The 12684-nt window shown below is 66.8% G+C and carries 15 protein-coding genes; 10 read left to right on the top strand and 5 right to left on the bottom strand.

The genetic code is table 11. The annotated features are described in order from the left end of the window. Together VGD28_RS06230 and purB are read right to left on the bottom strand one after the other, a co-directional pair. On the bottom strand, positions 1-364 hold a 364-nt coding region (locus tag VGD28_RS06230; protein WP_331027465.1), incomplete at its 3' end, for a hypothetical protein. A 179-nt stretch (positions 365-543) separates the two neighbouring features. Further along, entirely contained in the window at positions 544-1857 is a 1314-nt protein-coding gene (purB, locus tag VGD28_RS06225) for an adenylosuccinate lyase (RefSeq protein ID WP_331027464.1), read from the bottom strand. A 297-nt stretch (positions 1858-2154) separates the two neighbouring features. Here purB and VGD28_RS06220 point away from each other — a divergent pair, with 297 nt between their 5' ends. Next, entirely contained in the window at positions 2155-2643 is a 489-nt protein-coding gene (locus VGD28_RS06220; RefSeq protein WP_331027463.1) for an EF-hand domain-containing protein, read from the top strand. Positions 2644-2746: 103 nt separating this feature from the next. After that, complete coding sequence (locus VGD28_RS06215; protein ID WP_331027462.1) at positions 2747-3106, top strand: VOC family protein; 360 nt, start codon at positions 2747-2749, stop codon at positions 3104-3106. A gap of 160 nt (positions 3107-3266) precedes the next feature. Here the strand turns inward: VGD28_RS06215 and radC are convergent, their stop codons facing one another. Beyond that, the gene (radC, locus tag VGD28_RS06210) at positions 3267-3959 is read right to left on the bottom strand and encodes a RadC family protein (protein WP_331027461.1); all 693 of its coding nucleotides are present in this window, start codon (positions 3957-3959) and stop codon (positions 3267-3269) included. Positions 3960-4250: 291 nt separating this feature from the next. Here radC and VGD28_RS06205 point away from each other — a divergent pair, with 291 nt between their 5' ends. From VGD28_RS06205 to VGD28_RS06170, 8 genes are all read left to right on the top strand, one after another. After that, complete coding sequence (locus tag VGD28_RS06205) at positions 4251-4568, top strand: AtpZ/AtpI family protein (protein ID WP_331027460.1); 318 nt, start codon at positions 4251-4253, stop codon at positions 4566-4568. A gap of 63 nt (positions 4569-4631) precedes the next feature. Next, entirely contained in the window at positions 4632-5390 is a 759-nt protein-coding gene (locus tag VGD28_RS06200) for a F0F1 ATP synthase subunit A (RefSeq protein ID WP_331027467.1), read from the top strand. A 47-nt stretch (positions 5391-5437) separates the two neighbouring features. Then, positions 5438-5665, top strand: coding sequence for a hypothetical protein (locus VGD28_RS06195; RefSeq protein ID WP_066573537.1), 228 nt, complete (start codon positions 5438-5440; stop codon positions 5663-5665). Positions 5666-5719: 54 nt separating this feature from the next. Further along, positions 5720-6214 (top strand): ATPase, encoded by a 495-nt coding sequence (locus VGD28_RS06190; protein ID WP_331027459.1) that lies wholly within the window; start codon positions 5720-5722, stop codon positions 6212-6214. Next, the gene (locus VGD28_RS06185) at positions 6207-6827 is read left to right on the top strand and encodes a F0F1 ATP synthase subunit B (protein ID WP_331027458.1); all 621 of its coding nucleotides are present in this window, start codon (positions 6207-6209) and stop codon (positions 6825-6827) included. Before VGD28_RS06190 ends, VGD28_RS06185 begins: the two co-directional genes overlap by 8 nt. Positions 6828-6902: 75 nt before the next feature. Further along, positions 6903-8759 (top strand): CHASE3 domain-containing protein, encoded by a 1857-nt coding sequence (locus tag VGD28_RS06180; protein ID WP_331027457.1) that lies wholly within the window; start codon positions 6903-6905, stop codon positions 8757-8759. Between the two features lie 244 nt (positions 8760-9003). After that, positions 9004-9588 (top strand): outer membrane protein, encoded by a 585-nt coding sequence (locus VGD28_RS06175; protein WP_331027456.1) that lies wholly within the window; start codon positions 9004-9006, stop codon positions 9586-9588. Between the two features lie 127 nt (positions 9589-9715). Next, on the top strand, positions 9716-10636 hold the full coding sequence (locus tag VGD28_RS06170) for an alpha/beta fold hydrolase (RefSeq protein ID WP_331027455.1): 921 nt from the start codon (positions 9716-9718) through the stop codon (positions 10634-10636). A 157-nt stretch (positions 10637-10793) separates the two neighbouring features. Here VGD28_RS06170 and VGD28_RS06165 read toward each other — a convergent pair whose 3' ends face one another. Both VGD28_RS06165 and VGD28_RS06160 read right to left on the bottom strand, forming a co-directional pair. After that, a complete protein-coding gene (locus VGD28_RS06165) occupies positions 10794-11855 on the bottom strand; it encodes a serine hydrolase domain-containing protein (RefSeq protein WP_331027454.1) in 1062 nt (353 codons plus the stop codon). Beyond that, positions 11852-12601, bottom strand: a complete 750-nt coding sequence (locus VGD28_RS06160) for a methyltransferase (RefSeq protein WP_331027453.1) — start codon at positions 12599-12601, stop codon at positions 11852-11854. The genes VGD28_RS06165 and VGD28_RS06160 overlap by 4 nt, the downstream gene beginning before the upstream one ends. Positions 12602-12684 lie beyond the last annotated feature (83 nt).

The following is a 12684-nucleotide window of genomic DNA, read 5'->3' as shown; positions in this document are numbered from 1 at the left end:
GGGCAGCGGCGGCCGGCGCGGACGGCGGCGCAGGCGGTTCGGCCAGCTTGCTGGTGATCTTCTCGGCGGCGCGCGCGGCGACCACGGTGGCGAGCGTCGCGGCGGTCCGGCCCAGCGCCTCGGCGGTGGTGCCCTTGTCCTTCGTCTTGCCCGCGTCGCCGGTGTCCGCGGCCTTGCCCTGATTTCGGACATTGGCGGCGAGCGCGACGAGGCCCGCGGCGACGAGATCGCCGACCATCGGGTTCTTGATCAGATCGAGCAGCTTGGCGCCTTGCTTGCGCAGCTCCTTGGGCAGCTCGATCCCGGCGACGGTCTTGGGCAGCTTGCCCGCTTTTGCCGACTTGCTCTTCTTCGCCTTGGCCATCGCCGGATCTCCTGTTGTGTTACAGGAGCGTCACACTAACTGGCGGCGGCGTCAATTGCGTAAGGCTTCGCCATCTCGCGAAGGCGGGAATCCATTCGCCTTGACGGCGCGGATGGAGCCTCGGCCTCAGCATCAATAGATTCCCGCCTTCGCGGGAATGACGGGGTGAAGTGCGGGCCTTACTCTGCGAACACCCGCGCGAAGATCGTGTCGACCTGGCGAAAATGATAATCGAGGTCGAACTTCTCCTCGATCTCGGCCGGGGAGAGCGCGGCGGTCACCTCGGGATCGGCCTTGAGCAGCTCGAGCAGCGAGAGCTCGCCGTCGCTCTCCCACACCTTCATCGCGTTGCGCTGGACGAGACGGTAGCTGTCCTCGCGCGACACGCCGGCCTGGGTCAGTGCGAGCAGCACGCGCTGCGAATGGACGAGCCCGCCCATCCGGTCGAGATTCTTCTGCATCCGCGCGGGATAGACGAGCAGCTTGTCGACCACCCCGGTGAGGCGCGCGAGCGCGAAGTCGAGGGTGATCGTCGCGTCGGGGCCGATATAGCGCTCGACGCTGCTGTGCGAGATGTCGCGCTCGTGCCACAGCGCGACATTCTCCATCGCCGGGATCGCCGCGCTGCGCACCATGCGGGCGAGGCCGGTGAGGTTCTCGGTCAGCACTGGGTTGCGCTTGTGCGGCATCGCCGACGAGCCCTTCTGGCCGGGTGAAAAATATTCCTCGGCCTCGAGCACCTCGGTGCGCTGGAGGTGGCGGATCTCCACGGCGAGCCGCTCGATCGAACTGGCGATCACGCCGAGCGTCGCAAAGAACATCGCATGGCGATCGCGCGGGATCACCTGGGTCGAAACCGGCTCGACCGCGAGGCCGAGCTTGTCGGCGACATGCGCTTCGACGCGCGGGTCGATATTGGCGAAGGTGCCGACCGCGCCCGAGATCGCGCAGGTCGCGATGTCGGCGCGGGCGGCCTGGAGGCGCGCCTTGTTGCGGGCGAACTCGGCATAGGCTTCGGCCATCTTGAGGCCGAAGGTCACAGGCTCGGCATGGATGCCGTGGCTGCGGCCGATCGTCGGGGTCAGCTTGTGCTCGAACGCGCGGCGCTTGAGCACCTCGAGCAGCTGGTCGAGATCGTCGAGCAGGATGTCCGCCGCGCGGGCCAGCTGCACGGCGAGGCAGGTGTCGAGCACGTCGGAGCTGGTCATGCCCTGGTGCATGAAGCGCGCTTCCTCGCCGACATTCTCGGCGACCCAGGTGAGGAAGGCGATCACGTCATGCTTGGTGACGGCCTCGATCGCGTCGATCGCGGCGACGTCGATCGCCGGCTTGGTCGTCCACCAGTCCCACAGCGCCTTGGCCGCGCTCTTCGGCACCACGCCCAGCTCCGCCAGCGCCTCCGTCGCGTGCGCCTCGATCTCGAACCAGATGCCGAAGCGGGTTTCGGGCGACCAGATCGCGGTCATGGCGGGGCGGGAATAGCGGGGGACCATGGGATGCCTTTCGTGCTGCGCGGGCGCCCTAGCAAAGCCGATCCCTTCGGGCAAACGGTGCCTTGGTGAACTAAATTCACTCGGCTCATCGCAAATTGGAAACAGATTCGTGACGAGTTGAAGTCATTCGACGTCAAGTTGAGGGGATGGGTAATTTAATTGTGGAACGTGATAATTATGCAACGGGTTGAATGGTTGCAGATCAATCGAGCTATCCTATCTGCATACACAAATAGGCGGATAGAATGACTTAGGAGATATTCCATGCTTAAATCCATTCTTCTTGCAGGGGCTGTGATGATTTCGGCGCCGGTGCTTGCGCAGGAGGTTCCTGCACAGGAAACATCGCCGGTTCCCGCTGAACAGCCGGCCCAGTCCGGCGAGACTCCGGCACCAGCCGAGCAGCCGGCCGAGACCGCGCAGCAGCCGCAGGAGGCCACTCCCGCCCAGCCGGCGGCCCCGGCCGAGCAGCCCGCGCAGACCGCGGAGCAGCAGCCTGCACCGGCCCAGCAGGGCCAGCAGCCGGCCAATGCGACGCAGATCGCGGCCGTCGTCGACCAAGGCTTCCCGACCTATGACAAGGATGCCGACGGCAGCCTCAAGGCCGAGGAGTTCAACAGCTGGATGGTCGCGCTGCGCTCGGCCAGCGAGCCCGCCTTCAAGGGCGAATCGGCTGCCGACAAGCAATGGCTGAGCGCCGCGCTTGCTCAGGCCGACAAGGATAAGTCGGGTTCGGTGAACAAGGACGAGCTCAAGACCTTCCTTACCCCCGCCGGCGCTTCGTAAGCGAAGCCGCCACTTCGGGGACGGGAACCTCGCATCTCCCGTCCCGCGGCCGCCGGACCCCAACGGTCCGGCGGCCGTTTTCAATGGACGAAGGAGAGCAAGGATGATCCATCACGCATCGGTGGGCAGCAGCGATCTCGCGCGCTCGCGCATCTTCTATCAGGCGGTGATCCCGGTGCTCGGCTACCGGCTGGTGAGCGAGGACGATCAGTCGCTCGATTATGGCTCGGGCGTGTTCGCGTTCAGCGTCGAGCGGCCGCTCGACGGCAAGCCGGCGACGGGCGGCAACGGCACGCATATCGCCTTCGAGGCGCGAAGGCGGGCCGATGTCGATGCATTCTATCGTGAGGGACTGGCGCATGGCGGGCGTGACGGGGGACCGCCGGACTGCGCCCGGAATATGACGCCAATTACTATGGCGCCTTTCTGTTCGACCCCGACGGCAACAAGATCGAGGCGGTGACTTATTCGGCGCAGTGAGCAATCCTCCCCCGCCAGGGGGAGGTGGCGCCGAATGCGTCGGAGGGGGGGCGGCGTCGCCTCGCGAAATTTGAGCGCACCCTTTCCGCCCCCTCCGTCAGGCTGCGCCTGCCACCTCCCCCTGGCGGGGGAGGATTGTGGGACTACATCAGCCCCATCGAGCGCAGGCTCGAATGTCCCTCGGTGCCGATGATGATGTGGTCGTGCACCGCAATGCCGAGCCGCTTGCCTGCCTCGACCACGTTGCGGGTCAGCTCGATATCGGCGCGGCTGGGGGCGGGATCGCCGCTGGGGTGGTTGTGGACCAGGATGATCGCCGCCGAGCCGAGGTCGATCGCGCGGCGGATCACCTCGCGGACATAGACCGGCGCCTCGTCGACCGATCCTTCCTGCATCAGCTCATCGCGGATCAGCATGTTGCGGCTGTTCATGTGCAGCACGCGCACACGCTCGATCGCGTGATGGGCCATGTCGGCGCGGAGATAATCGAGCAGCGCCTGCCAGTTCGCGAGCACGGGCCGCGCCGCGACCTCGCCGCGCAGCAGCCGCAGCGCTGCGGCATGCGCGATCTTGAGCGCGGCGACCGAGGTCTCGCCCATGCCGGGCACGCGCGCGATCGCCTCCGCGTCGGCGGTGAGCAGCCCGGCGATCCCGCCGAACTCGTGGAGCAGCGCCTTGGCCAGCGGCTTGGTGTCGCGCCGGGGAATCGCCAGCGCGAGGAGGTATTCGACCAGCTCGTGATCGAGCAGCCCCTCGCCATCGCTCAGCAGCCGCTGGCGCAGCCGAGCGCGATGGCCGGTGCCGTCGGTGATTCCAGCGCTGTCGGCTTCCCCCATGAGGAGAGCGTAGCGGCAGGGGCGGGGAAGGCGCAATATCCTCCCCGGCACGGGGAGGGGGCCGCCGCGAAGCGGTGGTGGAGGGGGCTACCCGCACCGGACACCCTTGCCGTGCTCCCCCTCCACCAGCCTGCGGCTGGTCCCCCCTCCCCGTGCCGGGGAGGAATAAGCACTGCGGTTGACTCGGGGCACCCCCCTTTCTAAAGCGCGCGTGCCTTGGCGGGCTTGCCGCTCGGTACATGCGTTTAGCTTAGTGACCTGCCAGTTGTCGGGGCACTGAGGAGAGACGAAATGGCCGAGAACGAGCCCGGACTGGACCCCCTCAAGGAGGATTCTCGCATCACCTCGCTCAACGAGCGGCTGGCGCGAGCACGATCCGAAGAGGCGATCCGCAAGGGCGAGGGCAACGGGGAAGGCCAGCGCGACTATCGCATGGGCAACCGGGTTCTCGCCGAGCTGATCGGCGGGCTGTTGGGAGGCGGGGTGATCGGGTGGACGCTCGATTATTTCCTCGGCACCTCTCCGTGGCTCCTGCTGGCGCTGCTGACCCTCGGGGTCGTCAGTGCTTTCAGGAACATCATTCGGATTTCGAACCAGCGCTCGAAATGACTTTCGGGCGCTTCGGTTACATGGGAAGCGGACGTGGCTGAAGAAGCAGGCAAGATCGACCCGATGCACCAGTTCGAGGTGCAGTCGATCGCCGACATGTTCAACGTGGGCGGGCATCAGATCGCCTTCACCAACAGCGCGGTGTGGATGATCGCGGCGGCGGCGCTGCTGTTCGTGTTCATGCTGGGCGGGATGAAGCGCCAGGTCGTGCCGGGCCGCTGGCAGATGGCGGTCGAGGGCTTCACCGGCTTCATCGACAAGCTGCTCGAAGCGAATATCGGCAAGGAAGGGCGCAAGTTCCTTCCCTATGTCTTCTCGTTGTTCATGTTCATACTGTTCGCCAATGTGGTCGGCCTGCTGCCGCTGGGCCTGATCCCGGGCGTCCATCCCTTCACCGCGACCAGCCATTTCACCGTCACCGGCGTGCTGGCGATCCTGTCCTTCTCGATCGTGCTGATCGTCGGCTTCGCCAAGCATGGCCTCCGCTTCTTCAAGCTGTTCGTGCCCGGTGACACCCCCTTCCTGGTGCTGCTGCTGGTGGTGCCGATCGAGTTCGTGTCGTTCATGGTGCGCCCGTTCAGCCTCGCGCTGCGTCTGTTCGTCGCCATGACCGCGGGCCATATCCTGCTCAAGGTGCTGGCCGGTTTTGTCATCATGTCGAGCCCGACCGGCTGGGCGATCCCGGTGGGCGCGGCGAGCCTTGCGCTGATGGTCGGCGTCTCGGCGCTCGAATTGCTGGTGGCGGGCGTGCAGGCCTATGTCTTCGCGCTGCTCACCTCGCTCTACATCAACGATGCCGTGCACCTGCACGAGCATCATTGATCCGTCTTTTCGTTGAACCTTTGAACTTTTGAACTGGAGTTAGAATCATGGACGCAGAAGCAGCAAAGCTCCTCGGTGCAGGTCTCGCGGCGGTTGGCGCCGGCCTTGCGGCGCTGGGCGTAGGCGCGGTGTTCGCCGCCTTCCTGCAGGGCGCGCTGCGCAACCCGGGTGCGGCCGCCGGCCAGCAGGGCAACATGTTCATCGGCTTCGCGGCCGCCGAGCTTCTCGGCCTGCTCGCGTTCGTCGTGGCGGTCCTGCTGATCTTCGTCGCCTAACACTGAACTTCCACGCCGGGCGGTGACCCGTCCGGCGGCGGAAGGGGAATCCCGATGCCTCAGATATCCCAGCTCGCCGCGACCTATGCGTCGCAGATCTTCTGGCTTCTGCTGACCTTCGGCTTCGTCTTCTTCGTCGTGGGCCTCGGCATGGTGCCCAAGGTGCAGGGGACGATCGACAGCCGTGACAAGTCGGTGGCCGACGATCTCGCCGCTGCCGAAGCCGCGCGCGCCCAGGCCGATGCGGCCGAGGAGACTTGGCGGCAGCAGGAGAATGCGGCGCGCGAGCAGGCTCAGGCCCTGCTCGCCAAGGCGCGCGACAAGGCCGCTGCGGCGACCGCCAAGTCGCTCGCCGGCGCTGCCGAGAAACTGAACGCCAAGCTGGCCGAGGACGAGGCGCGCATCGCCGCTTCCACCAACGCCGCGCTGGCGGAGATCGAATCGGTCGCGGCGGACGCGGCGCAGGACATCGTCGCGCGCCTTTCCGGCGTGAAGGCGACTGCGGCGGAAGCGCGCAGCGCGGTGAAGACGGTGATCGCCAATGGCTGACAATATGCACGCCCTGCCTCCGGCCTCGGCCGAGGTTGCGAACCGGCTGGAAAACGCCGACAAGCTCGAGGGCATGCCGCACGCGGGCACCGAAGCAAAGGGCGCGGAGCATCATGCCGAGCCCACCGCACTTGGCCTCGACGCGACGATGTGGGTTGCGGCGGCGATGGCGATCCTCATTGCCGTCGCGCTGTGGAAGGGCGTGCCCAGGCTGATCGGCGGGATGCTCGACAAGCAGATCGCGGCGATCCGCACGCGCCTGGCTGAAGCCGAGCAGCTGCGCACCGAGGCCGAGGCGCTGCGCGACGAATATGCGCGCAAGCTCGCCGGCGTCGAGACGCAGGCGGCGGCGATGGTCGCGCATGCCGACGAAGAGGCGAAGGCGCTGGTCGCCAAGGCCAAGAAGGATGCGGACGAGCTGGTCAAGCGTCGCACCAAGATGGCGCAGGACAAGATCGCCGCGGCCGAGCGTGCTGCGATCGATCAGGTCCGTGCGCGCACCGCGGAAGCGGCGGCCAAGGCTGCGGCGGCGATCATCGCCCAGAAGCATGATGCAGGCGCGGACAAGGCGCTGGTCGACGGCACCATCGCGGGGCTTTCGCGGCTCAACTAAGGTTGCCGCCGCGCTAATCCTCCGAAAAAGGGCGTGGCGCTTGCCGCGCCTTTTTTTTCGCGTATTCTCAAATGCATGGGGGACGCTCGTCGCGACCGTGGGCTGATTGCGCTGATCATCGGCTTTGCCGTGATCGCGGCGGCGGTGCTGGGCACGCTGGTTCTGTTCAAACGCCAGCAGGCAGCGCAGCGGCTGGTGGTCCATACGCTCAAGGTCCAGGAGCAGCTCAGCACGATCCGCTCGCGGCTCCAGGACGCGGAAACCGGGCAGCGCGGCTATCTGGTGACGCGCGATCCGGTGTATCTCCAGCCCTATTTCGACGGCCGCCGCCAACTCGGCGGCGATCTTGCCGCGCTCAAGCCGATGGTGGCGGATCACGCCGGGCAGCTCGCCGCGGCGGACCGGCTGACGCAGTGCGCGAAGGCTCGGGTCGAGCGGCTGTCGGTAGGGCTGGATCAGGCGCGCAAGGGACAGTTCGACCGAGCGGCCGAGATCGTCCGCGCCGGCATCGGCAGGGCACTGATGGACCGGTGCCGCGCGATCATCGGTGCGATGAAGGCGGAGGAGAACCGGCTGCTGACGGCGCGCTCCGAAGCGCTGGCGAGCTGGTCGGCCTGGCTCACCTTGTGGCTGATCGCGGGCGCGCTGGCGGTGTTTGCGCTCGCCGCCTATGCCGCCCGCGACGCGCGCCGCCGCGCCAAGGCCGCGATCGAGGTGGGCGAGGCGCTGCTCAAGGCCAATCGCAAGATCACCGAGGAGGCCGAGAGCCGCGCCGCGGCGGAAGCGCAGCTGCGCCAGATGCAGAAAATGGAGTCGATCGGCCAGCTCACCGGCGGGGTCGCGCATGATTTCAACAACATGCTCGCGATCGTCATCGGCAGCCTCGACATGGCGAAGCGGCGGTTCGACAGCGATCCGGACAAGGCACTCGAAGGCATCGGCAACGCGATGGAAGGTGCCGAGCGCGCCGCGCAGCTCACGGCGCGGCTGCTCGCCTTCTCGCGCCAGCAGCCGCTCGCGCCCAAGGCGCTCGACGCCAACAAGCTGGTAGGCGGGATGTCGGAGCTGCTGCGCCGGACGATCAGCGAGAATATCCGGATCGAGACGGTGCTGGCGGGCGGACTGTGGCCGGCCTTCATCGACGGCGCGCAGCTCGAGAACGCGCTGCTCAACCTGTGCGTCAACGCGCGCGATGCGATGCCGGACGGCGGGCGGCTGACGATCGAGACCGCGAACACGCATCTCGACGATGCCTATGCCGCCGCGCATGCCGAAGTGCTGTCGGGGCAATATGTCATGGTCTCGGTCACCGATACCGGCACCGGCATGCCGCCCGAGGTGATCGAGCGCGCCTTCGACCCCTTCTACACCACCAAGGGCGTGGGGAAGGGCACCGGCCTCGGACTCAGCCAGGTGTTCGGCTTCGTCAAGCAGTCGGGTGGGCATGTGAAGATCTATTCGGAGCCGGGCGTCGGCACGACGGTGAAGCTCTATATCCCGCGGCACTTCGGGGATGCGGACGTGCCGGGCGTCGTCATGCCTCCGGGCGAGCTGCCGCGCGCCAAGGGGGACGAGATCATCCTGGTGGTCGAGGATGAGGAGGGCGTGCGGCACATGTCGGTCGATGCGCTGCGCGAGCTCGGCTATGTCGTGGTGCAGGCGGCAGACGCCAATCAGGCGCTGACCGTGCTCGAGATCCAGCCCCGGATCGACCTGCTGTTCACCGACATCGTCATGCCCGACATGAACGGCCGCATCCTCTCCGACCGCGCGCGGGAGAAGCGGCCGGGGCTCAAGGTGCTCTACACCACCGGCTATACCCGCAACGCCATCGTCCATAACGGCATGCTCGACCATGACGTGGCCTTCCTCGCCAAGCCGTTCACGGTGCAGCAGCTGGCCTTCAAGGTGCGCGAAGTCCTCGACGCCTGAGAGTCTGTTTGGAAATGCGCGGAAAGCGCATTTCCAAACAGACTCTGACACCTGCCGTTGATCTGAGGTTCAGCGTTGCGGCGAACGAAATTCGGCACGCCATAATTCGGGCAAATAAAGGCCCGGCTCCGAAACGATCCATCGTTTCGGTCGATATGCAGCGGCCGGGTTCTGCTCGAGGAGCAATCGCGTATCGCTTTGCCGGCCCCCTTGCCGGCACCCCCAACCATTGAGGAGCAACACCATGCGTATTTTCGCAAAAGCCCTGATTCTGCCTGCAGTCCTGGCAGCCGCCCCCGCCGTGGCACAGGAAGCCGAGCCGTTCACCGGCCCCAGCGTGGTGGCCGTGGCCGGCATCGATCATGTCGGCAGCGAGGATTTCAACGACAACGGCCTGCTCTATGGCGGTGCCGTCACCTACGATCTGGCCGCCGGCAAGCTGCGCTACGGCGTCGAGGGCGAGGTGACCGGATCGACCCGCAAGGGCTGCGCGAGCAACGTCGCCGTGACGGGGGATCGCGCGTGCTTCCATACCGGTCGCGATCTCTACATCGGCGGCCGCCTGGGTGCGGTGGTGAGCGACAATGTGATGCTCTACGGCAAGGCCGGTTACACCAACCTGCGCAGCGGCGGCAGCTATAACGACCCCGCGACGACGGCTTCGCCCGATTTCGAGGGGAGCGACAATTATGGCGGCTACCGGTTGGGCGCGGGCGCGGAGTTCAACGCCGGCAATTTCCTGATCCGCACCGAATATCGCTATTCGGACTATGACGGCCTTGCAGGCGGCCGCCATCAGGGCACGGTGGGCCTGGGCTTCCGCTTCTGACGGTGTCGCCCGCGCGGTTCGCGCTGCGCGGGCGATTTTTTTCGGAGCGCGTGTCGAATCCGGCGATCGCCGTTCGTCGTCCGGTAGCAGGCGTGCAAGCGTGCACGCCGAAACAGGAGAAGAAGACATGTTCGCACGCATCCGCTCGCATCTGTTGGTCGCCGTCGCGGCGCTGGCCACGCCTGTGGCCGCACAGGCCCAGACCGCCGCGCCGCCGGCTACTTCGCAGCTCGCGCCAGCCCGCAGCGGCACCGTCGAGATCGACGGGATCGCCTATTATTACGAGGTCCGCGGGCAGGGCGAGCCGCTGCTCCTGCTGCATGGCGGTCTCGGCTCGATCGACATGTTCGCGCCGATCCTGCCTGCGCTCGCCGCTGGGCGCCAGGTGATCGCGGTCGATCTGCAGGGTCATGGCCGCACCCCGCTCGGCAACCGCCCGATCGGACTTGAGGCGATGGGCAAGGTCATGGACGCGCTGCTTGGCAAGCTCGGCTTCAGGCAGGTCGACGTGCTGGGCTATTCGATGGGCGCCGGAGTCGGCTTCCAGCTCGCCGCGCAGCATCCGGAGCGCGTGCGCCGCCTCGCGCTGGTGTCGATGACGCACGCCACGTCGGGCATCCAGCCGGAGATGGTGCCGATCCAGCGCCAGCTCACCGCCGCGATGGCGCCGATGATGAAGGATACCCCGATGTACACGGGCTATGTCGCCCGTGCGCCGCGGCCGCAGGATTTCCCGAAGCTGCTCGACCAGATGGGAGATCTGATGCGCCGCGACTATGACTGGTCGGCGCAGGTGAAGGCGCTGACCATGCCGGTGATGCTGGTGGTCGGCGACGCCGATATGTGGCGGCCCGAGGCGAGCGTCGAGTTCTTCAAGCTGCTGGGCGGCGGCCAGCGCGACGGCGGATGGCAGCGCGAGCATGTGACGAAGCACCGCCTCGCGATCCTGCCCGGCCGCACCCATTACGACATGTTCCTCGCGCCGGAGCTGGTGCCGACGGTGCGCCCGTTCCTCGATGGCAAGGAGGCGCGTGCCGACTGGAAGTGACGCGGCGTAGGACGAATCAAAAATCCTCCCCCGCAAAGGGGGAGGTGGCACGCGAAGCGTGACGGAGGGGAGGATTCCAGAACGTAGCGGTGCGCTTCCGCCCCCTCCGTCAGCCTGCGGCTGCCACCTTCCTGGCGGGGGAGGATTGGAAAACAACCTACGGCGCCTGATGCATCAGCCGGTCGACCAGCGGCATCAGCGGCTTTGTCCCCTGCCGCGTCGTCACCGCGCCCAGCGCGATCCCGCTCGCAGGGGCATAAGCGGCATAGGTGCCCCAGAAGCCGCTATGCCAATAGCGTTCGCCCTTCGGCGTCTGCTGCACGAAGATGCCGAGGCGATAGGTGTCCGCATTCTTGTGCGGTCCCTTCCACAACATCTCCCTGATCGTCTCGGGCCTGTCGAACACGCGGCCCTCGAACAGCGCCTTGAAGAAGGTGGCGAGGTCGCGCGCCGACATCAGCTGCCCGCCGCCGCCGAACAGGTCCATCGACGGATCGACCGCGGTGACGTCCCTGTCGCCGATATACTGCTTGGCGCGGCCCTCGGCGCCTTTGGGCGGCGCTTCGTAGATCTCCCACCAGGTAGCCTTCAATCCCAGCGTGTCGAGCTCGAGCAGCTCGCGCACCGACGTCGCGAGCGTCTTGCCCGTGATCCGCTCGACGATGTCGCCGAGCAGGATGTAGCCGGTATCGGAGTAACGAAACTCGGTGCCCGGCTTGCTCTGCGGATCGGCATAGTCGGTGGCGAGCTTCACCAGCGCCTCGCGCGTCCACACCTTCCCCGGATTGGTCATCAGCGATTCGACGAAGCGCTTGTCGCCGCCATGATCGTACAGCCCGCCGCTATGGCTGAGCAGATGGCGCACGGTGATCGCTCGGGTGTCATAGCCGTCGGCACGCAGGATGCGGTCGAGCCGCGGGTTGACCAGGCCGCCGATCGACGCATCCAGATCGATCCGCCCCTGCTCCCACAGCCGCAGCACCGCCGCCGCGGTGAAGGTCTTGGTGTTGCTCGCGATCCGCACCGGCGTGTCGACCGTCAGCTCCCGGCCGGTCGCCGGATCGGCAAGCCCCTCGGCATAGCCCTGGTCCACGCCGCCGCCGGTGACGAAGATGGCCGCTGGCTTGCCCACCGCGGCCAGCTCGGCCTCGACGGTCGAGTTCGCCCATGCGAAAGGTGCCGCAGCGAGCGCGACCGAGACGATGACGGTCCGGATCACTGGCTGCGCGGCCGCACGAACTTGAATACGAACTGGTCGGTCTTGCCGCGGATCGCGGGATCGAACACGCCGGCGGTGTGCGGATCGCTGCTGTTGCGCAGCAGATCGAGCTTGCCGGCGAAGCGGAAGCCGGCCTTCTCGAGCTCACGCCGCGCCACGTCCGGGTCGATACGGTGCAGCGCGGTCGGCGCCTTGTTCTCCGGGTCGGCATTGGCGACGTGATCGACCACCAGCAAGACGCCGCCGGGCTTCAGCGAATTGTACAGCTTGCGCGTCACCGCCTCGCCCGTGCCCTTGGGGAAGGGGGCGAGGAACATGTCGTGATAGTTTTGCACAGTGACGATCGCGTCGAGCTTTTCAGGGAAGCTGAACGCCGCGAGGCTATCGCTCAGCGCAACGGTGTTGGAAAGGCCGGCGACCGCGGTCTTCTGCTCGTCGGCATAGGCGGCGCGGAACTTGATGAACTCCTCGGGCTGATAGGCATAGACCCGTCCCTTCGCCCCGACTAGCGGTGAGAGGATGCGGGTCCAGTAGCCGCCGCCCATCACGAAATCGGCAACCTTGTCCCCTGGCTTGATCCCGGCGAAGGCCAGCAGCTCGGCTGGCTTGCGCGTCGCGTCGCGGGCGCGCTGATCGGCCGGGCGCGACGCGTCGGCGAGCGCGGCGGTGATCGCGGGCGTCGCCTTCTGCGCGGTGATCGGCGTGGCGGCGGCGAGCAGCACCGCGGCGGCAACGGCAAGCTTCATGGCATCCTCCCTGTGATGCGCAGGAGGCTATGGCCGGCCGCGGCTGCCCGCAATCGGCTTTCGACCAACTACAGTCCGCCCGG

The sequence above is a fragment of the Sphingomonas sp. genome (assembly GCF_036402235.1).
Lineage (GTDB): Bacteria > Pseudomonadota > Alphaproteobacteria > Sphingomonadales > Sphingomonadaceae > Sphingomonas.
This window is presented reverse-complemented; position numbering and strand designations above follow the sequence as displayed.